The following is a 19,739-nucleotide window of genomic DNA, read 5'->3' as shown; positions in this document are numbered from 1 at the left end:
GACGCGTACGCCCCGGAGCCAGGTTTACGCCCCCGGCGGCCGGGAACCCGCCCGCCGTGCGAGGCGGCCACGATCGGTATCAGCGCAGGTCAACCGGGGGAAACGCCGGTTCCGACCCGCTGCCCGGCGGGCACCCGGCACTGTACGACGCCGTCCTGTTCGACCGGGACGGGACCCTGATCGAGGACGTGCCGTACAACGGCGACCCGGACAAGGTCCGCCCGGTCCCGGGCGCGCGGGCGGCGCTGGACCGGCTGCGCGCGGTCGGGCTGCGCCTGGGCGTGGTGACCAACCAGTCGGGGCTGGCCCGGGGCCTGTTCACCGAGGCCGACATGCGGCGGGTGCACGCCCGGGTGGAGGAACTGCTCGGCCCGTTCGACACCTGGCAGGTGTGCCCGCACGACGACGGTGCCGGCTGTGGCTGTCGCAAGCCCGCGCCGGGTCTCGTCCGGGCGGCGGCGCGACAGCTCGACACGTCCCCGGGGCGGTGCGTGGTGGTGGGTGACATCGGCCGCGACATGGCCGCCGCCCTGGCCGCCGGGGCGACCGGGGTGCTGGTGCCGACCCCGGTCACCCGGGCGGAGGAGGTGGCCGCCGCGCCGTCGGTGGCGCGGGACCTGCCGGCCGCGGTGACGGAGATCCTGCGCCGGCGGGCCGCGGTGGTGCCCGCCGCGCCCCGGCGGGCCGGCACGGTGCTGGTGGCCCGGACCGACTCGGCCGGCGACGTGCTGGTCACCGGTCCGGCGATCCGGGCGGTGGCGGCGGGAGCGCGCCGGGTGGTGCTGCTCTGCGGACCCCGGGGTCGGGCCGCCGCCGACCTGCTGCCCGGCGTGGACGAGGTCGTCGAGTGGCCGTTGCCGTGGATCGACCCGGACCCCGGTCCCGTGGACCGGGAACGGATGGACGCGCTGCTGGCCCGCCTCGTCGGCGTGGGCGCGGACGAGGCGGTCGTCTTCACCTCCTTCCACCAGTCGCCGCTGCCGTTGGCCCTGCTGCTGCGGATGGCCGGGGTATGGCGGATCAGCGCGGTCAGCGAGGACTACCCAGGCTCGCTGCTGGACGTCCGGCACCGGGTGCCGGCGGGGGTACCGGAGCCGGAACGGGCCCTTTCCCTGGCCGCCGCGGCCGGCTTCGCCCTGCCCCCGGGGGACGAACCGGTCCTGCGGCTGCGTCCGGAGGCGCTGCCACCACCACCCGGGCCGCCCGGCTACGTGGTGGTGCACCCCGGTGCCTCGGTACCCGCCCGGGCCTGCCCGCCCGGGGTGCACGCCGACATGGTCGCCGCGCTGACCGCCGCCGGCCACCGCGTGGTGGTCACCGGGGGGCCGGACCAGACCGGGCTGACCGCCCGGGTGGCCGCCGCCGGTGGCGTGGACCTCGGCGGCCGGACGCGCCTGGCCGACCTCGCCGCCGTGATCGCCGCCGCCGGTGCCGTGGTGGTCGGCAACACCGGTCCCGCGCACCTCGCCGCCGCGCTCGGCGTACCGGTGGTGAGCCTGTTCGCGCCGACCGTGCCGTTCGGGCAGTGGGGGCCCTACCGGGTGCCCACCGTCCGTCTCGGCGACGCCACCGCGCCCTGCCGGGACAGCCGCGCCGCGCGGTGCCCGGTGCCCGGTCACCCCTGCCTGGCCGGCGTCGACCCGGCCGAGGTGGTCAACGCGGTACGCCTGCTCGGCGTCACCGCCGGCAACCGCGCGGGCGGCAACCGCGCGGGCGGCGTGGCCGGCGGTGCGGGTGCCGGCGTCGGCTCCGGGGGAGGTGGCCGGTGAACGTCCTGCTCTGGCACGTGCACGGTTCCTGGACCACGTCGTTCGTCCACGGCAAGCACCGCTACCTGGTGCCGGTCACCCCGGACCGGGGCCCGTACGGGCGCGGCCGGGCCCGCACCTATCCCTGGCCGGACAGCGCGGTCGAGGTGGAACCCGCGGCGCTGCGCCGGGCCGAGGTCGACGTGGTCGTGCTCCAACGGCCCGAGGAGTTCGACCTGGCCTGCGAGTGGCTGGGCCGCCGGGTCGGCCGGGACGTCCCCGCCGTCTACGTCGAGCACAACACCCCCAAGGGCGACGTGCCGAACACCCGGCACCCGATGGCCGACCGGGACGACCTGCTGGTCGCCCACGTCACGCACTTCAACGACCTGTTCTGGGACACCGGCGGCACCCGCACCACCGTCGTCGAGCACGGCGTGGTGCCGCCCCGCGCGGCGTACACCGGCGAGCTGGACCGGTTGGCCGTGGTGGTCAACGAGCCGGTGCGGCGCTGGCGGGTCACCGGCACCGACCTGCTGCCCCGGTTCGCCGAGATCGCCCCGCTGGACGTCTTCGGCATGGGGGTGGCCGGGCTGGCCGACCGGCTGGGCCTGCCGCCGGACCGGGTGACCGGCCACGACGACGTGCCGCAGGACCGGATGCACGCCGAACTCGCACGACGCCGGGCGTACCTGCACCTGTGCCGGTGGACCTCGCTCGGGCTGAGCCTGGTCGAGGCGATGGCGATCGGCATGCCGGTGGTCGCCCTGGCCACCACCGAGGCGGTGGTGGCCGTACCGCCCGACGCGGGCGTGCTCTCCACCCGGATCGACACCCTGCTGGAGGCCGCCCAACGGTTCGTGGCCGACCCCGTGACCGCCCGTCGGGTGGGCGCCGAGGCCCGCGCGGCGGCCGGAGCCCGGTACGGCCTGGAGCGATTCCTCGCCGACTGGGACCGGTTGCTGGAGGAGGAAGCATGCGCATCGCGATGATCTCGGAGCACGCCAGTCCGCTCGCCGTGCTCGGCGGGGAGGACGCCGGTGGGCAGAACACCCACGTCGCGGAGTTGGCCGCCGCGCTCGCCGCCGCCGGCCATGACGTGCGCGTCTACACCCGCCGGGACTCCGTCGCGCTACCGGTGTCGGTGCGGACCGCGGACGGCTACGACGTGGTGCACGTCCCCGCCGGCCCGCCCGAGCCGGTCGGCAAGGACACCCTGCTGCCCTACATGGAGCCGTTCGCCACCTGGTTGGCGCAGCAGTGGGGCTCCGGGGAGTGGACGCCCGAGGTGGCGCACGCGCACTTCTGGATGAGCGGACTGGCCGCGCTGAACGCCGGCCGGCGCACCGGGGTTCCGGTGGTGCAGACCTACCACGCGCTCGGCACGGTGAAGCGACGCCACCAGGGGATCCAGGACACCAGCCCGGCCGGGCGGGTGGACTACGAACGGATCCTGGGCGTGGCCGTGGACCGGGTCGTCGCGCAGAGCCGCGACGAGGTCCGCGAGCTGGTCGCGATGGGCGTGCCCCGCTCCCGGATGACGGTGGTCCCCTCCGGGGTCAACCTGCGCGCCTTCACGCCGGTGGGCCCGGTCGCCGAGCGGGTCGACGGGCTGGCCCGGGTGCTCACCGTGGGGCGACTGGTCGAGCGGAAGGGCTTCGGGGAGGTGATCCGGGCGATGCGCGCCGTACCGGATGCCGAGTGCGTCGTGGTGGGCGGCCCGCCGGCCGGCGCGATCGACGACGACCCGCAGGCCCGCCGGCTGTGGGCGCTCGCCGCGGCCTGCGGGGTCGCCGACCGGGTCCGTCTCGTCGGCGCTGTCCCCCGTGAGGAGATGGGCCGCTGGTACCGCTCCGCCGACGTGCTCGTCGCCGCGCCCTGGTACGAGCCGTTCGGCCTCACTCCGCTGGAGGGCATGGCCTGTGGGGTGCCGGTGGTCGGCACCGCCGTCGGCGGGATCGTGGACACCGTGGTCGACGGGCTCACCGGCGACCTGGTGCCGCCCCGCGACCCGGACGCGCTCGGCGCGGCGATCCACCGGCTGCTGGCCGACCGGGAACGGCGGTTAGCGTACGCCACCGCCGCCCTGGACCGGGCCCGGGAGCGGTACTCCTGGACCCGTACCGCCGCGCAGGTGGCCGAGGTCTACGCGGCGGTGACGGCGGCGCGTCGACCGACCCGGGTGGTCGCCTGATGGCGGCGTCCACGGTGCTGGAGGCGCACCTGGCCGATCTGGCCGTGGCCCTGCGGGAGTACCGCCGCTCGGCGGCCCGGCTCGCCGACTGGGGGGACGTCCTGGCCCGCACCCTGACCGCCGGTGGGCGGCTGCTGGTCGCCGGCAACGGGGGCAGCGCCGCGGAGGCCCAGCACCTCACCGCCGAACTCGTCGGCAAGCTGCGCCACGACCGGCAGCCGCTCTCCGCCATCGCGCTGCACGCCGAGACCAGCGCGCTCACCGCGATCGGCAACGACTACGGCTACGAGCAGGTCTTCGCCCGCCAGGTCCACGCCCACGGGCGGCCCGACGACATCCTCCTGCTGCTGTCCACCAGCGGCACCAGCGGCAACCTGCTCGCTGCCGCCCGCGCCGGACGGGAGGCCGGGCTGCGCTGCTGGGCGATGACCGGAGCGGCGCCCAACCCCCTCGTCGACGCCTGCCACGACGCGCTGGCCGTCGCCGCCCCGGACAGCCAGATCGTGCAGGAGCTGCACCTGGTCTCGGTGCACGTGCTCTGCGAGCACGTCGACCGGGCGCTGCCGCTGCCGGTGGGCGCGGTCACCGGCGGGGAACCCCAGCCGGTCGCGGCGACCCGCGCCGCCCCGCGTACCGGGGTGGAGGTCGTGCTCGACGACGGTGCCGCACCGGGGGCCGGGGGACGAGGGGGTACGGCGTGACCGGACCGGTGGTGGTGGTCGGTGACGTCCTGCTCGACCGGGACGTGGAGGGGGTGGTGAACCGGCTCTGCCCCGACTCCCCGGGACCGGTGCTGGACGAGACCACGCATGTCGAGCGCCCCGGCGGCGCGGGGCTCGCGGCGCTCTTCGCCGCCGCGCAGGGAGCCGAGGTCGCCCTGGTCACGGCGTTGGCTGACGACGCCGCCGGGGCCCGCCTCAGCTGCCTGCTGACCGCCGCCGGGGTGCAGGTGTACGCGTTGCCGCTGGTCGGCGCGACCCCGGAGAAGATCCGGCTGCGGGCGCGGGGACGGGTGCTGCTGCGGCACGACCGGGGCGGCGTGCCGGGCGTCCCGGGGGAGCCGGGTGAGGCGGTGCTGCGGCTGATCGCCAACGCGTCCGCCGTGCTGGTCAGCGACTACGGCCGGGGCGTGGCCCGGCAACCGGCGCTGCGCGCCGCGCTGGCCGCCACCACCGCGCCGGTGGTCTGGGATCCGCATCCGCGCGGCCCGGCGGCCGTTCCCGGGGTGCACCTGGCCACGCCGAACGAGGCGGAGGTCCGCGAGCTGGCCGAGGCCCCGCCGGGGCCGTCGCGCCTGGCCACCGCGGCCCGGGGCGCGCAGGGACTGCGGCACCGCTGGCGGGCCGGGGCGGTCGCGGTGACCCTCGGCGCCGACGGCGCGCTGCTCTGCCACGCCGGGGCGACCCCGCTGGTGGTGCCCGCTCCCGGTGGCGCGGAGGGGGACACCTGCGGGGCGGGGGACCGGTTCGCGGCGACCGCCAGCGTCGCGCTCGCCCGGGGCGCGCTGGTCTCCGAGGCGGTGGAACTCGCGGTCGCCGAGGCGTCGGCGTACGTCGCCGCCGGGGGAGTGGCCGGGGTGCCGCCCGTCCCGGTCGGTGCCGCGCTGCCGGCGGCGTCCAGCGTCGGCGGGGAGCGGATCGGTACGGCGGCAGCCGGTGCGGTGGTCGCCGCGGTCCGGGCGGCCGGTGGCACCGTGGTCGCCACCGGTGGCTGTTTCGACCTGCTGCACGCCGGACACGTGGCCACCCTCCAGGCCGCCCGGCGCCTCGGCGACTGCCTCGTGGTCTGCCTGAACTCCGACACCAGCGTCACCGGCCTGAAGGGGCCGGACCGGCCGGTGGTGTCCCAGGGCGACCGCGGCCGGCTGCTGGCCGCACTCGGCTGCGTCGACGCGGTGGTGGTCTTCGACGAGCCCACGCCGCACGCGGTGCTGTCCTGGCTCCGTCCGGACGTCTGGGTCAAGGGCGGCGACTACGCCACCGGCGCGGGGGACGAACCGGTGCTGCCCGAGGCGGATCTGCTGCGCCGCTGGGGCGGGCACACGGTGGTCGTGCCGTACCTGCACGGGCGCTCGACCACCGACCTGATAGGGGCGGCCCGCGCGACCGGGGGCGACCGGCTCCGCTCCGGCCCGGACGGCACCGACCGGCGACGCCCGGCCACCCTGACGCGCGGCCCCGGGGCCGTCGAGCGTCAGTCCACGGAAGGAGCGCGATGAGCAGCGGTTCCCTCACCAGCGGATCGACCGTCCTGATCACCGGCGGGGCGAGCGGTCTCGGTGCGGCCGTCGTCACCGCCGTCGCCCGCGCGGGGGGCCGACCGGTGGTGCTGGACCGGAAACCGCCCGGCGACGGGGTGCCCTGGATCGAGTGCGACCTGGCCGACACCCGGGCCGCCGAGGCCGCCACCCGGGAACTCGCCGAACGCTCCGGCGGCCTGGACGCGGTGGTCACCGCCGCCGGGATCGACGTGCCGGGCAGGCTGGCGGACGTGCCGGGGGAGACCTGGGACCGGATCCTCGCCGTCGACCTGCTCGCCACCGCCGCGGTGGTCCGTGCCGCGCTGCCCTACCTGGTCAGCTCGCGGGGCACCGTGGTCACGGTCGCCTCGACGCTCGGCGTCAAGGCGGTCAGCGACGCCACCGCGTACTGCGCGGCGAAGTTCGGGGTGGTCGGCTTCACCCGCGCCCTCGCCGCGGAACTCGCCGGTGCGGTCGGGGTCACCCTGCTGATCCCCGGCGGCATGCGCACCCCGTTCTTCGACGACCGGGACGAGCGGTACCGACCGGGCCCGGACGCCGTCCTCAACGAGCCCGCCGACACCGCCGCCGCCGTGCTGTTCGCGCTCTCCCAGCCGGCCGGCTGTGCGGTGCGGGAACTGGTCGTCTGCGCCGAACAGGAGTCCTCGTACCCGTGATCCTGGTGCTGCGCGCGCTCGGCGTCGGTGACCTCGCCACCGCCGTGCCGGCGCTGCGCGCCCTGCGTGCCGGGTTCCCGGACCGGGAACTGGTACTGGCCGCCCCGGACTGGCTGACCCCGCTGGTCGACCTGGTCGGCGGTGTCGACCGGGTGCTGCCGGTGACCGGGCTGGCCCCGCCGGACCGGCCGGGGCCGTCCCCCGGGATCGCGGTCAACCTGCACGGACGCGGGCCGCAGTCGCACGCGCTGCTGCTCGCCGCCGACCCCGGTCGGCTGTTCGCGTTCCGCTGTCCGTCGGCCGGGCACCCGGACGGCCCGGAGTGGGACGACGCGGAGCACGAGGTACGGCGCTGGTGCCGCCTGGTCGACTGGTACGGCCTGCCGGCCGAACCGGGCGACCTCGCCCTGGCCCGACCCGCGCCGGACCGGGTCCCGGTCGGGGCGACCGTGCTGCATCCGGGCACGAAGGTGCCGGCGAAGCGCTGGTCGCCCGCCCGGTTCGCCGCCGTCGCCCGGCACCTGGCCCGGACCGGACACCGGGTGGTGGTGACCGGCTCGCCGACCGAGCGGGTGGTCGCCGAGCAGGTGGCGCGCCGGGCCGGGTTGCCGCCCACGGCGGTGCTGGCCGGGCGGACCGGCCTGACCGACCTGGCCGCCCTGGTGGCCCACGCCCGGCTGGTGGTCAGCGGCGACACCGGGGTCGCCCACCTGGCGACCGCCTACGGCACCCCGTCGGTGGTGCTGTTCGGCCCGGTCCCGCCGACCCGTTGGGGGCCGCCGCCGGACCGTCCCCGGCACCGGGTGCTCTGGGCCGGGACCGGTAGTGAGCTGCGGTGGGACGGGGTAGGGATGCACCCGACGATGGCGGTGCTCTCCGTCGACCAGGTGCTGGCCGAGACGGACGAGGCGGAACGGGCGGTGTGGGACGACGGTGCGGTTGCGGCGTAGCGATCCGGGTCGGCCGGGGTACGGACGCCGACGGGCGGGACGGGGCTGGCGCTTCGTGGACCCCTCCGGTGAGACCGTCCGCGACCCTGACCAGTTGGCCCGGCTGCGGGAACTGGTCATCCCGCCGGCCTGGCGGGACGTGTGGATCTGCCCGTACCCCAACGGGCACATCCAGGCCGTCGGGACCGACGCGGCCAACCGTCGGCAGTACCTCTACCACCCGGAGTGGCGACGCCGGCGCGACGAGGCGAAGTTCGACCACGTGCTGGAGGTGGCCCGCCGGCTGCCGGTGCTGCGGGAGCGGGTCGAGCGGGATCTGACCGGCCGGGGGCTGCGCCGTGACCGGGTGCTGGCGACGGTGACCCGGCTGCTGGACATGGGCATGTTCCGGGTCGGCAGCGACCAGTACGCGGCCGGTGACGACCCGACCTTCGGGGTGGCCACGCTGCGTCCCGAGCACACCCGGTCCCGGGGCGACTGCGTGGTCCTCTCCTTCCCGGCCAAGGGCGGCGTCGACCAGGTGCGCCGGATCGACGATCCGCAACTGTGCCAGGTGCTGCGCAACCTGCGCCGGCGGCGGCGTGCGGCGGACCGCCTCTTCGGCTACTGGGACGGCACGACCTGGCGGGACGTGCGCAGCGACGAGGTCAACGACTACCTGCGCGAGGCCAGCGGCGGGGAGATGACCGCCAAGGACTTCCGGACCTGGCACGCCACGGTGCTGGCCGCGGTCGACCTGGCCGCGACGGGCGTCCAGCGCTCGGCCACGGCCCGGCGACGGGCGGTCGTCGCGGTCATGCGGGGCGTCGCGGACCTGCTCGGCAACACCCCCACGGTGGCCCGGGCCTCCTACGTGGATCCCCGGGTGGTGGACCTCTACCACGACGGGGTGGTCGCCCCGGTGGCTCCCGACACGCCCCGGCCGGTGGCCGAGCGGGCGGTACGGGCCCTGCTGGAGGAGGCCTGACCGGCCCCACCGGCGCCGGAAAGCAGCGGTGGGGCCGGCGGCTGCCCGGCGTCCGGTGCCGGATGACGGGGGACCGGATGCCGGAGGACGCCGCCACGGTTTGAGCCCACGTCGCGTACGGTCGAGTGGCCGTCATGACGCTGCCGCAACCCCCGTTGCCCGCGCGGCACACTCCTCGCAGCCGGTCACCGGACCGGCGGTCAGCCGGTCAGTGGCCAGTATGCCGGTGGGTCGTTGTCCTGCGGTGTCACCGGGTTGACCGTCCGTGCCAACTCCTCGGCCTCCCGGTAGGACTGGGGGCTCATCCCGTACGCCGCCCGGAACGCCCGGCTGAAGTGGGCCTTGTCGGTGAACCCCCACCGCCAGCCGATCGCCTGGACGGCCCGGCCGCGCAGGCGCGGGTCGGCCAGGTCCCGCCGGCAGCGTTCGAGCCGACGACGGCGGATCACCTGGGCGACCGTCTCCGGCTCGTCGGCGAAGAGCCGGTGCAGGGTCCGGACGGAGATGTGGTGGGCGTCGGCGACGACCTGCGGGGTGAGCGTCGCGTCGCCGAGGTGGCGGTCGATGAAGGCGAGCACCCGGGTGAGCATCGCCTGCTGTCGCACGTCGACCGGGAGCGCGTTGTCGGCGTCGAGATGCCCGGCCAGCATCGCGGCGACCAGGTCGACGGTGATGCCGGCCAGCCGGGGGGCCTCCGCGGCGGTGAACTGCTCCGGGTGCCGGATGAGCCGGTCGAGGTGCTGGGCGACCAGCGCGCCCATTCCCTCCGATCCGCTGAGGCGGCCGGCGGTGAGCCGGTCCAGCCTGGCCGGGGGGATCGGCAGCAGCGCCCTGGGGATCACCACGGTCAGCGCGCCCGCTTCGCGGCGGGCTCCGTCCGCGGTGTGCACGAGCTCGTACGGTCGGCCGTAGTCGATGAGGGTGAATGCGCCGCGCCCCACGGCGGTGTGCTGGCGGCGGGCGCTGATCCCGCTGGATCCGGCGAGGGTCAGGGCGAGCTGGTAGATGCCGGGATCGGCCTGCCGGATGAGTCTCGGGGTGCGCCGCCCGGACAGCGACTGGTAGCGGAACCGGGTCAGCGAGACGCCGCCGAGATCGACCAGGCGGGCGCTGCCCCGGAACTCGGCGGCGTGTTCGCTGCTCATCGCGATCGGTGCGGCGGCCCGGCCGGTGACCTCCAGCCAGTACGGCCACCGGTCGGCGGGTGGCAGACGCGCGGTGTCCACGGATTCCGTCGGCAGCATCGTCCCCCTTCGTCGATCACCTTGCCCATTCTCGACAAGGGAACCGACACCCGGGACGTGACGTGTGCTCATAGTCACCGTGCGGTCGCGGTCGGCCGTCCCGGCCGTGGGGGCGGGACGGCCGGCGCCGGGTCAGTCGTTGAGCACCTGCGCCAGGCGGTCCCGGAACCGGCGCTCCGAGTCGCTGACCACGTCCCCGCCGAGGCCGAGGATCCCGCCCGTCGAGGCCGCCGTCACCACCTGGTCGGCGATCTCCACCAGCCAGTGCCGGTACGCCCCGGCCTGGCCCTCGTCCACCCTGGCGGCGAGCAGCGCGGCGGCCTGCCGGGCCCGGACCAGCACGTCGTCGATCAGGGCCTGCGGGTCGGACGGCGCGATCACCGGCAGTTCCTCGCCGGCCTCCGGGTCGCCCACCCGCGAGACGATCTCCCCGGCCACGGCGGCGACCAGCGGAATCGCCGACTCCCGGCCGGACGCGATGGTCTCCAGGCCGGCGGCGGTCTCCGCCCGGGTGCGCCGGCTGCCGTCGGACTCCGCCGCGCTCGCCGCGGTCAGGACCGACTGGGGAAGGCCGACCAGCAGCCCCCACTCCTCGTCGGAGAACCCGAACCCGGTGTACGCCGGCTGTTCGATCACGGCAACGCCCCTCTCGCTGTGCACTCACCTCGACGGCCCCGTGCCGCGTGGGCGGCGGGGGCGAAAACAGGCTAGACCAGGGTCAGCAACGCCTGCCCACTCACCACGGGCACGGACAGCGTCTTGTACCCGACGTCGTCGAAGAGAACCGTCATCCGGTCCTCCTCGTAACCGAGCACCATGCCGGAACCCCACTCCGGGTGGCGGACCTGGCTGTGCACCGGGAACGGCGGCTGGCCGGCCTCCCCGGTCGTGGCGACGCTGGTGCCGGCGTGGCAGTTGTCGCAGTGCCCGCAGACCTCGGTCATCTGCTCCCCGAAGTACGCCAGCAGCGTCTGCCCCCGGCAGCCGGTGGTCTCGGCGAAGGCCCGCATCATGTCGGTCCGGGACCGGGTGACGGTCTGCTGCCGTTCCGCCTCGGCCAGCGCCGCCCGCGCGGCCTCCACCGGCGCCGGGGCGTAGCGGGGGGCGCCGATCCGCTGCCGGCCCCGTGGCCCGGCGGCCCCGACCTGCTCCAGCAGGGAGAGGTACTGGCCGAGCTTGCGGGGCCCGAGACCGGTCAGGTCCCGCAGCTGCTTACGGTTGGCCGGCTTGGCGCGCAGCAGCGCGGCCAGCTCGTGCAGTTGCCGCTCGTCCGGCAGGCCGCCGCTGAAGTAGCGTTGCAGGCCGACGTCCTCGGCCTGCCACAGCAGCAGCACCCGGGCCGGCTGCCCGTCCCGCCCGGCCCGGCCGATCTCCTGGAAGTAGCTGTCCGGCGAGTCCGGCAGCGCCATGTGCACCACCCAGGCGATGTTCGGCTTGTCGATGCCCATGCCGAACGCCGACGTCGCCACCATGATCGGCACATGGTCGGCGAGGAAGGCCCGGTGCAGTTCGTCGCGGGCCCCGGCCGGCATACCGCCGTGGTAGTACTGCGCCGGGAAGCCGGCGTCGGTGAGCCGTCCGGCCAGCTCCTCCGCCGCCCGCCGGGTCGGGGTGTAGATGATGCCCGGCCGCTCGTCCCCGCGCAGCAGCGTGACCAGCCGTCGCCAGCGGTAGTCCTCGGTGGGGCAGTGCGCGACCTCCAGGAAGAGGTTCGGCCGGTCCAGCCCGGACAGCACCAGTTCCGGGTCGCGCAGGTGCAGCCGGGCGACGATGTCGTCGCGCACCGGTGGTGACGCGGTCGCGGTGAGCGCCACCACCGGCGGCCGGCCGATGCCCTCGATCAGGTGCCCCAGGGCGAGGTAGTCGGGGCGGAAGTCGTGTCCCCAGGCGGAGATGCAGTGCGCCTCGTCGATCGCCACCAGCGCCGGCTCCAGCGCCCGGACCTCCGCCATCCGGGTCGGGTCGCTGAGCTGTTCCGGGGTGATGAAGAGGAACTCCGCCCGCCCCTCGCGGATGTCGGCGAGCGCCTCGGCCTGCTGGGCCGGGGTCTCGGCGGAGCTGATCCGCACCGCCCGCAGCTCGGGGCGACGCCGCTCGTGCAGGGCGGCGATCTGGTCCTGCTGGAGGGCGAGCAGCGGGGAGATCACCACCGTGCAGCCGGGGATGAGGCTCGCCGGGATCTGGTAGACGGCGGACTTACCCGCGCCGGTGGGCAGGACCACCAGTGCGTCGCGACGTTGCATCACCGCCCGCATGGCGGCGAGCTGGTTGGGGCGCAGCTCGTCCCAGCCGAACAGGTCACGCGCGGCGCGGCGCAGGGCGGTGGTGTCGCGGGATCGTGTCATCGGTGGCCGGTGGTACCCGGGCCGGCCGGAGGCGAAACCGGTGCGCGGCCCCGGCCGACGACAGGACGTTTCCGCTGGCCGGTGCCCCGGCGGCGGACCGGACCGACTCACCGCAGCCGGGGCAGGACCTCGCGCTGGTACAGGTCGAACAGCCCCTGCCAGTGCGGGCCGGTGTTGGCCACGTAGATCTCGTCGAAGCCGGCCTTGGCGTACTGGTCGATCTTCGCCAGGTGCGCGTCGGCGTCCCGGCCGCAGACGAACGCCTCCCGCACCATGTCCGGGCTGACCAACTGGGCGGCCTGCTCGAAGTGGCGTGGCGAGGGGAGCACCTGGGACAGCTCGCCCGGCACCCCGGCGTTCGGCCAGCGCTCGTACGCGATCCGTGCGCCCTCGTCGACGCTGTCGGCGTACGCGGCCTTGAAGCCGGCCTGGCACGGCTTGTCGCCGCCCCCGCCGTCGCGGAACCGTCGGACCAGCTCGGCGTCGGGGGAGGTGTTGACGTAGCCGTCACCGATCCGGGCGGCCAGATCGACGGCCTTCGGGCCGAAGCCGGAGACGTAGACCGGCGGGGGCGTCTCCGGCAGCGTGTAGATCCGGGCGTGCTCCACCGTGTAGTGCCGGCCCCGGTGGTTGACGAAGCCGCCGGCCCAGAGTTCGCGCATCACCGCCACGGCCTCCTCGAGCATGTCCAGGCGGACGTCCGTGCCCGGCCACGAGTCGCCGAGGATGTGCTCGTTGAGGGCCTCGCCCGAGCCGACACCGAGGACGAACCGCCCCGAGTGCAACACCGCGCTCGTGGCCGCCGCCTGGGCCAGCACCGCCGGATGGATCCGGACGGTCGGGCAGGTCACCGCAGTGGTCACCGGGAGCCGGCAGACCTGGCTGAGCGCGCCGATCACCGACCAGACGAACGGACTCTGCCCCTGGGCGTCCACCCAGGGGTGGTAGTGGTCGGAGATCCACAGTGCCTCGAAGCCGGCCTGCTCGGCGCCGCGCGCCTGGTCCAGGAGTTCGGCCGGCGTGAACTCCTCGCTGGACAGGAAGTAACCGATCCGCATCTTTTCCCCCTCGCCGCGTCCGGGCAGCCGGACCCTCCGGTCGGACAACCTTCGCCGTACCCCGGGGGTGACGCGTCACACCGCGCCGGGGCGGGCTGGCACCGTCGCGCCGGGCAGTGCCTCTGCCCCCGCCTGCCTTCGCCCCCGTCGGCTGGGGTGTGTGGTTGCAGGGGCCCCTGCTCATCAAAAAGCGGTAACAGGGGTCCCCTGCTACCGCGGCCGGTGCGGTGCGGTGCGGTGCGGTGCCGGTGTGGTGCGGGTGTGGTGGGGGTGCGGTGCGGCGGGATCAGCGGAACATGGCGCGGATCGCGGCGATCAGGAGCAGCCCGCCGACGACCAGCCCGAGCAGGCGGACTCCGGGGATGTCGTACCAGTCGACCTCGTCGGCGGCGGTGATCAGCGAGGAATGCACCTCCGCACTGTCGCACGGGCGCGGTCGACGGTGCCACGCCACCGGTTGCGCCATCCGCCACTCTCAGTAATAGAAAGGTTTATTGACTATTAGGCCGGCCGGTGTGACCATGGCAGCACCGCAGGCGGCGGGGGAGACCGCCGCCGGGACACCGAGGGGGTACGGGGACCGCATGAGCGCACCGATGGGGAACCTGGCGAGCCTGGCCGCTGCCGTCCTGCAACCCGGCTTCGTCGGCACCACCCCGCCCCCGTGGATCTGTCGGTGGCTCGGCGAGGGGCTCGGATCGGTGGTCCTCTTCGCGCGCAACGTCGTCGACCCGGCCCAGGTCGCCGCGCTCACCGCCGCGTTGCGCGCGGAACGGCCGGACGTGATCGTCGCCATCGACGAGGAGGGTGGCGACGTGACCCGGATCGAGTCCGGGCCCGGCAGCTCCCGTCCGGGCAACCTCGCCCTCGGGGCGGTCGACGACCCGGCACTCACCGAGGAGGTGGCCCGGGACCTCGGCGTGGAGCTGGCCGCGGCCGGGGTCACCCTGAACTACGCGCCGGACGCCGACGTCAACTCCAACCCGGACAACCCGGTGATCGGGGTGCGCGCGTTCGGCGCCGATCCCGCGCTGGTCGCCCGGCACACCGCCGCCTGGGTGCGCGGCCTCCAGGCCGGCGGGGTCGCGGCCTGCGCCAAGCACTTTCCCGGGCACGGCGACACCCGGGTCGACTCGCATCACGACCTGCCCCGGATCACCGCCGACCGGGCCCGCCTCGACACCGGCGAGCTGGTGCCGTTCCGGGCCGCGATCGCCGCCGGGGCGCAGGCGGTGATGACCGGGCACCTGCTGGTCCCCGCCCTCGACCCCACCCTGCCGGCCACCCTGAGCCGGCGCGTCCTGACCGACCTGCTCCGCGACGAGCTGGGCTTCCACGGCGTCGTGGTGACCGACGCGGTCGAGATGCGGGCGGTGGCCGACACGTACGGTCTCACCGGCGTGGCGGTTCGGGCCCTCGCGGCCGGAGCGGACGCGATCTGCGTCGGCGGTGACCATGCCGACGAGGAGACCGCCCGCCGGCTGCGCGACGGCATCGTGGCCGCCGTGGTCGACGGGGAACTGCCCGAGGAACGGCTCGCCGAGGCGGCCAAGCGGGTCGGTCAGCTCGCCGCCTGGACCACCGCCGCCCGCGCCGACCGTTCCCGTTGTGCCGGGTCGAACGGGGTCGGGCTGGCCGCCGCGCGCCGGGCGGTGCGGGTCACCGTCGGCGACGGGGGGCCGTTGACGCCGCTGACCGCCCCGGCGCACGTGGTGGAGTTCGCGCCGCCCCGCAACATCGCCATCGGCGCGGAGACCCCGTGGGGGGTCGGCGCGCCCCTGGCCGAGCTGCTACCCGGCACCACCACCGTCCGGTACGCCGAGGCGGACGTCCCCGCCGACCCGGCCGCCGGCCCGCGCGACCGGCCGCTCGTGCTGGTCGTCCGGGACCTGCACCGGCACGGGTGGATGCGCGCGGCGGTGGAACGCGCGCTGGTCGCCCGCCCGGACGCGGTGGTGGTCGAACTGGGCCTGCCCGTGCTGGTCACCGGGCGGGTGCACGTGGCGACCCACGGGGCCAGCCGGTCCGGCGCACGGGCCGCCGCCGAGATCCTCACCGGTACCGGTGTGGGCTAGGTGCCGCCCGGCCGCCGCCGGTGGCGGTCCGTCCGGTCACGGCTCGTCGGTGGCGGTGACGAGATCGGCGTACGCGGCGTGGCGGTCGATGAAGGCGGCCATGAACGGGCAACGGGGAACCACCCGCGCACCGCGTCGGCGCACCTCGTCCAGCGTGCCCCGGATCAGCGCCTCGCCGACGCCCTTCCCCCGGAACGCCGGATCGACCTGGGTGTGCGTGAAGACCAGCACGTCCGCGCCGCGCGGCCGGTACGCGGTGAACCCGGCCAGCGCGTCGTCGACCAGGATCTCGAAGCGGCGGCGGGCCGGGTCGTCCTCGACGAGGTAGCTCACCCGGCCATTCTCCCTCCGCCGGTGGCCAGCCGGTCGAGTTCGGCCAGCAACGGTCGACCTCGTCGACGGTGTTGTAGTGGTGGACGCTGGTCCGGACCGCTCGAAGACCACCTGCTCGTGCGCCCGCACGGCGGTCAGCCCCGCCAGCGGCGGGAAGCTCGGCGTGCCGTACTCGAACCGGTCCGGCACCGTGTCGGGCGAGGGCAGCAGCTTGTCACACCGGCACCCCGGCCCAGCCCGGCCCTGCCAAGATCTTTGTCGTGCCGGGCTGGACCGTGTTGCGTACCCTTGCTGGGGTGACGAACCGACGCGCCACCACCACCGCCCTTACTCCCGCCCGCCGCGCTGCCGGTCTGTTCGCCGGCCTCGTGCTGGGCGTCGCCGTGCTCGCCGGGTGCAGCTCGGAGAACGCCACCACCGACTGTGGACTGGACGCCTGCACCGTCACCTTCGACCGGGGCGTCGACGCCAGCGCCAATGTCCTCGGCATCGAGGCCAAGCTGATCGGGGCCCAGGACGACCAGGTCACCGTGGAGGTTGCCGGCGAGCAGCTCACCCTGACCACCGGGCAGCAGGCCACCGAGGTCGGCGGCTTCACGGTGTCGGTCGACAGTGTCACCGACAGCAACGTCACGATCCGCGTCGCGCGCAACCCGGGCAACTGACCGGCGACGGTTTCCGCGACCGGCCCGGGCGTCCGGTGGTGCCCGACGTTTGAGAATCATGGCGATCGGTGAATCTGCCGCCATGTCTCTCACCCACAGTGCCCAGGCCACCGCCTCCCGTACGGCGAACAGCCGGTGGCTGGAAACCCTCGCCCGGGTCGGCTTCATCGGCTACGGGATCGTCCACCTCCTCTTCGCCTGGTTGGCGTTGCAGATCGCCTTCGGTAAGTCCTCCGACGACGGAGACCAGTCCGGGGCCCTGCGTACCCTCGCCGCCCAGCCGATGGGCAAGTTCCTCGTCGTCGCGATCGCGGTCGGCCTGCTCGCCATGGCGATCTGGCAGGGGCTCGAAGCCGCCGTCGGGCACCGCGCCGAGCGCGGCGGGGAACGGGCCGTCGAGCGGCTCGCCTCCGCCGGCCGCACCATCGTGTACCTCTACTTCGCCTGGACCGCCTGGAAGGTCTTCTCCGACGCCGGCTCCAACAGCGCCGACAAGCAGGAGGCGCTCACCGGCGAGCTGATGACCTCCTCCGGCGGTCGCTGGCTGGTCGGCCTGGCCGGCGTGGTGCTCGCCTCGATCGGCGCCGGCTTGGTCATCTACGGCCTGGTCAAGCGCTTCGAGAAGCACCTGAAGACCGGCGAGATGGACGCCCGTACCCGGCAGCTGGCACGTCGCCTGGGGGTGGCCGGCTACGTTGCCAAGGGCACCGCGTACGCTATCGCCGGCATCCTGGTCGTCGTCGCCGCGATCAACTACGACCCGGAAAAGGCCCGCGGTCTGGACGCCGCCCTGCGGACGCTGCGGGAGCAGTCCTACGGTCCCATCCTGCTCGCCCTGGTCGCGCTCGGCATCGCCGCCTTCGGCGCGTTCTGCTTCGTCCAGTCCCGCTACCGGAAGGTGTGAACCTGGCCGGTTCGTCGTTCGGCGGGCAGCATGGGGCCTTTGCCATGTGATCCACCGCTCGGCATGAGGGAGAGAAGCAGTGCAGAGCTACCTCTGGACGGTCGTCGCCGCGTTCGCCGCGGCGACGATCGCCTTTCTGGCGGTCGAGGTGACCCATCGGCTGGTCCGGCGGCTCGGTCGGAACTCGCTGCTGATGGGGGAGCTGGCCGACCACGCGCACCGGCCGTTGAAGGTCGCGACCACCGTGCTGGCCGTCCAGTTCGGCATCCGGTTCAGCACCGGCTACGCGGTCGGCGACCAGTGGCGGCGGGTGGTGCTGCACCTGCTGGTGCTCTGCGTGATCGCCAGCACCGCCTGGCTGGTGGCCGCGCTGCTGGTGGTCTGCGAGGACGTCGCGCTGGCCCGATTCCGGATCGACGTGCCGGACAACCGGCACGCCCGTCGGGTGCGGACCCAGGTGGTGATGCTGCGCCGGCTGACCATCGCGGTGATCGTGGTGCTCGCCGTCGGCGTGATGCTGATGACCTTCCCCAGCGTCCGGGGCATCGGCGCCGGCGTGCTGACCAGCGCCGGCGTGGTCGGCGTGGTCGCCGCCTTGGCCGCACAGAGCCTGCTCGGCAACGTCTTCGCCGGCCTGCAACTGGCCTTCAGCGACGCGGTGCGCCTCGACGACGTGGTCGTCGTCGAGGGGGAGTGGGGCCGGATCGAGGAGCTGACCCTCAGCTACGTGGTGGTCCAGATCTGGGACGACCGCCGGCTGATCCTGCCCACCTCGTACTTCACCAGCAAGCCGTTCCAGAACTGGACCCGGACCCAGGCGGCCGTGCTCGGCACCGCGGAGTTCGACCTGGACTGGGCGGTGCCGGTGCAGACCATGCGCGAGGAACTGCGGCGCCTGGTCGAGAACACCGAACTCTGGGACGGCCGGGTCTGCGTCCTCCAGGTCACCGACGCCACCGGCGGGAACGTCCGGGTCCGTGCCCTGGTCAGTGCCGCCAACGCCGGCAACCTGTGGGACCTGCGCTGCCTGGTCCGCGAGCACCTGGTCGGCTGGGTCCGCGAGCAGCGTCCGACCGCCATGCCCCGGGTGCGGACCGAACTGGGCGACGCCACCGGCGACCTGCCCTGGCAGTGGGTGCAGCAGCGTCGGCCGGTCCGCCGCCGCCCGGACGGCGCCGTCCCGGACGACGCCCGGCTCTTCGGTGGCAGCGACGACGGCGACGCCCGTAGCGAGGCCTTCGTCGGCCCGGACGAGCCGGACGACGGTCACCGCCGGGGCGGGGCCGAGCCGGGCCCGTCCCGCCGTCCGGAGGTCGACGGTCGCGAGCGGATCGACGCGGGCGAACCGGCCGACAACCACCGCCGCTGACCTGCGGGCGGTGCGCCGCCGCCGGGTGCGGACCCGCCCGCCGGCCGGCTCGGACGTGACCTCACCCGCCCGACCGGCGTTGCACCTACGGGCGCTTCCGCACCCGACCCGCCATGCGCCGCTCTGCTCCGCTTTTGGGTTTGACCGGGCGATTTGTGGGGACGTGCCCTCGGCGCGATCCGGTCCGACTGGTCGCCCCGCGCAGGATTGATCCCTGGCGACTCAGGGCATACAGCGCGGTGATGAAGAAAGGAGGACAGCATGGCTGACGTCGCGAACCCCACTACGTCCCGGGCCCGCAACGAGCCGTCCACCGCGGAGCTGGTGCAGCGTGCCACGGAGCAGGTTTCCCGCCTCGTCCGGGACGAGCTGGCGCTGGCCCGCGCGGAGTTGACCGAGAAGGGCAAGCACGCCGGTATCGGGGTCGGCCTCTTCGGTGGCGGTGGGGTGCTCGCCCTGTACGGGCTCGGCGCGCTGCTCACCGCCGTGGTCCTGCTGCTGGCGCTGGTGCTGCCGGCGTGGCTGGCCGCCCTGATCGTCGCCGTGGTGCTCTTCGCGGTCGCGGGCATTCTCGCCCTGGTCGGCAAGAAGCAGGTCAGCCAGGCGGTCCCGCCGGTTCCGGCGGCGGCGGTCCGCAGCGTCCGCGCGGACGTCGACACGGTCACCGCCGCGGTACGGGACAGGGGGCGGTCATGACGGGCAACGGAACCGGCGACCCGGAGGCCCTCCGCGAGGAGATCAGGCGGACCCGGGTGGAACTGGGTGAGACGGTGGAGGCGCTCGCCGCCAAGGTCGATGTCAAGGCGCGGCTGCGCGAGCAGGCCGAGCAGGCGAAGGTGCGGGTGCGCGAGCAGGCCGGGCAGGCGAAGGTGCGGGTGCGCGAGCAGGCCGGGCAGGCGAAGGTGCGGGTGCGCGAGCAGGCCGGGCAGGCGAAGGTGCGGGTGCGCGAGCAGGCCGGGCAGGTCCGGAGC

The 19,739-nt window shown here is 75.0% G+C and carries 18 protein-coding genes and 3 pseudogenes; 14 read left to right on the top strand and 7 right to left on the bottom strand.

Annotated elements, in window-relative coordinates; all coding sequences use genetic code 11:
* Positions 1 to 56: 56 nt before the first annotated feature.
* From GA0074694_RS27275 to GA0074694_RS27240, 8 genes are read left to right on the top strand one after another with little or no spacing between them, the layout of a single operon-like run.
* The gene (locus GA0074694_RS27275; protein WP_091462830.1) at positions 57 to 1,769 is read left to right on the top strand and encodes an HAD-IIIA family hydrolase; all 1,713 of its coding nucleotides are present in this window, start codon (positions 57 to 59) and stop codon (positions 1,767 to 1,769) included.
* Positions 1,766 to 2,740 carry a glycosyltransferase gene (locus GA0074694_RS27270; protein WP_091462829.1) on the top strand — a complete coding sequence of 325 codons (975 nt, stop codon included), beginning with the start codon at positions 1,766 to 1,768 and terminating at the stop codon, positions 2,738 to 2,740. Before GA0074694_RS27275 ends, GA0074694_RS27270 begins: the two co-directional genes overlap by 4 nt.
* Positions 2,725 to 3,942, top strand: coding sequence for a glycosyltransferase (locus GA0074694_RS27265; RefSeq protein WP_091462828.1), 1,218 nt, complete (start codon positions 2,725 to 2,727; stop codon positions 3,940 to 3,942). The genes GA0074694_RS27270 and GA0074694_RS27265 overlap by 16 nt, the downstream gene beginning before the upstream one ends.
* The gene (locus GA0074694_RS27260) at positions 3,942 to 4,643 is read left to right on the top strand and encodes a D-sedoheptulose-7-phosphate isomerase (RefSeq protein ID WP_425413641.1); all 702 of its coding nucleotides are present in this window, start codon (positions 3,942 to 3,944) and stop codon (positions 4,641 to 4,643) included. The genes GA0074694_RS27265 and GA0074694_RS27260 overlap by 1 nt, the downstream gene beginning before the upstream one ends.
* Positions 4,640 to 6,160, top strand: a complete 1,521-nt coding sequence (locus tag GA0074694_RS27255; protein ID WP_091462826.1) for a PfkB family carbohydrate kinase — start codon at positions 4,640 to 4,642, stop codon at positions 6,158 to 6,160. Before GA0074694_RS27260 ends, GA0074694_RS27255 begins: the two co-directional genes overlap by 4 nt.
* The gene (locus GA0074694_RS27250) at positions 6,157 to 6,858 is read left to right on the top strand and encodes an SDR family oxidoreductase (protein WP_091462825.1); all 702 of its coding nucleotides are present in this window, start codon (positions 6,157 to 6,159) and stop codon (positions 6,856 to 6,858) included. Before GA0074694_RS27255 ends, GA0074694_RS27250 begins: the two co-directional genes overlap by 4 nt.
* Positions 6,855 to 7,808 (top strand): glycosyltransferase family 9 protein, encoded by a 954-nt coding sequence (locus GA0074694_RS27245; RefSeq protein WP_091462824.1) that lies wholly within the window; start codon positions 6,855 to 6,857, stop codon positions 7,806 to 7,808. The genes GA0074694_RS27250 and GA0074694_RS27245 overlap by 4 nt, the downstream gene beginning before the upstream one ends.
* The gene (locus tag GA0074694_RS27240) at positions 7,792 to 8,775 is read left to right on the top strand and encodes a DNA topoisomerase IB (RefSeq protein WP_091462823.1); all 984 of its coding nucleotides are present in this window, start codon (positions 7,792 to 7,794) and stop codon (positions 8,773 to 8,775) included. Before GA0074694_RS27245 ends, GA0074694_RS27240 begins: the two co-directional genes overlap by 17 nt.
* A gap of 200 nt (positions 8,776 to 8,975) precedes the next feature.
* On the opposite strand, the gene GA0074694_RS27235 is transcribed toward GA0074694_RS27240, so the two are convergent.
* The 5 genes from GA0074694_RS27235 to GA0074694_RS33825 form a co-directional block, all read right to left on the bottom strand.
* Positions 8,976 to 10,019, bottom strand: a complete 1,044-nt coding sequence (locus tag GA0074694_RS27235) for an AraC-like ligand-binding domain-containing protein (RefSeq protein WP_176738134.1) — start codon at positions 10,017 to 10,019, stop codon at positions 8,976 to 8,978.
* 132 nt (positions 10,020 to 10,151) lie between these two features.
* Positions 10,152 to 10,655: a hypothetical protein gene (locus GA0074694_RS27230; RefSeq protein WP_091462821.1), complete on the bottom strand. Its 504-nt coding sequence runs from the start codon at positions 10,653 to 10,655 to the stop codon at positions 10,152 to 10,154.
* Positions 10,656 to 10,726: 71 nt separating this feature from the next.
* Positions 10,727 to 12,364: a RecQ family ATP-dependent DNA helicase gene (locus GA0074694_RS27225; protein WP_091462820.1), complete on the bottom strand. Its 1,638-nt coding sequence runs from the start codon at positions 12,362 to 12,364 to the stop codon at positions 10,727 to 10,729.
* A gap of 107 nt (positions 12,365 to 12,471) precedes the next feature.
* Positions 12,472 to 13,422 carry a TIGR03557 family F420-dependent LLM class oxidoreductase gene (locus GA0074694_RS27220; protein ID WP_091462819.1) on the bottom strand — a complete coding sequence of 317 codons (951 nt, stop codon included), beginning with the start codon at positions 13,420 to 13,422 and terminating at the stop codon, positions 12,472 to 12,474.
* A gap of 286 nt (positions 13,423 to 13,708) precedes the next feature.
* The gene (locus tag GA0074694_RS33825) at positions 13,709 to 13,834 is read right to left on the bottom strand and encodes a hypothetical protein (protein ID WP_269148516.1); all 126 of its coding nucleotides are present in this window, start codon (positions 13,832 to 13,834) and stop codon (positions 13,709 to 13,711) included.
* 172 nt (positions 13,835 to 14,006) lie between these two features.
* Between GA0074694_RS33825 and GA0074694_RS27210 the strand changes: the two genes are divergently transcribed.
* The gene (locus tag GA0074694_RS27210) at positions 14,007 to 15,497 is read left to right on the top strand and encodes a glycoside hydrolase family 3 protein (protein WP_091462817.1); all 1,491 of its coding nucleotides are present in this window, start codon (positions 14,007 to 14,009) and stop codon (positions 15,495 to 15,497) included.
* Positions 15,498 to 15,533: 36 nt separating this feature from the next.
* Here the strand turns inward: GA0074694_RS27210 and GA0074694_RS27205 are convergent, their stop codons facing one another.
* Entirely contained in the window at positions 15,534 to 15,830 is a 297-nt protein-coding gene (locus tag GA0074694_RS27205; RefSeq protein WP_091462816.1) for a GNAT family N-acetyltransferase, read from the bottom strand.
* Positions 15,827 to 16,043, bottom strand: a pseudogene (locus GA0074694_RS34390) (cysteine desulfurase-like protein); the annotation flags it as partial. The pseudogene GA0074694_RS34390 and the gene GA0074694_RS27205, both read right to left, overlap by 4 nt.
* An 83-nt stretch (positions 16,044 to 16,126) precedes the next feature.
* On the opposite strand from GA0074694_RS34390, the gene GA0074694_RS27200 reads away from it, so the two are divergent.
* The 5 genes and pseudogenes from GA0074694_RS27200 to GA0074694_RS33385 form a co-directional block, all read left to right on the top strand.
* Positions 16,127 to 16,495, top strand: coding sequence for a hypothetical protein (locus tag GA0074694_RS27200; RefSeq protein ID WP_091462815.1), 369 nt, complete (start codon positions 16,127 to 16,129; stop codon positions 16,493 to 16,495).
* An 82-nt stretch (positions 16,496 to 16,577) separates the two neighbouring features.
* The gene (locus GA0074694_RS27195; protein WP_091464101.1) at positions 16,578 to 17,399 is read left to right on the top strand and encodes a DUF1206 domain-containing protein; all 822 of its coding nucleotides are present in this window, start codon (positions 16,578 to 16,580) and stop codon (positions 17,397 to 17,399) included.
* Between the two features lie 79 nt (positions 17,400 to 17,478).
* Positions 17,479 to 18,672: pseudogene (locus GA0074694_RS27190) on the top strand (mechanosensitive ion channel family protein); the annotation flags it as partial.
* Between the two features lie 357 nt (positions 18,673 to 19,029).
* Positions 19,030 to 19,464, top strand: coding sequence for a phage holin family protein (locus GA0074694_RS27185; protein WP_091462813.1), 435 nt, complete (start codon positions 19,030 to 19,032; stop codon positions 19,462 to 19,464).
* Positions 19,461 to 19,662, top strand: a pseudogene (locus GA0074694_RS33385) (DUF3618 domain-containing protein); the annotation flags it as partial. The gene GA0074694_RS27185 and the pseudogene GA0074694_RS33385, both read left to right, overlap by 4 nt.
* Between the last annotated feature and the right edge of the window lie 77 nt (positions 19,663 to 19,739).

Origin of the sequence: Micromonospora inyonensis (assembly GCF_900091415.1) — a bacterium.
Classification (GTDB): domain Bacteria; phylum Actinomycetota; class Actinomycetes; order Mycobacteriales; family Micromonosporaceae; genus Micromonospora; species Micromonospora inyonensis.
This window is presented reverse-complemented; position numbering and strand designations above follow the sequence as displayed.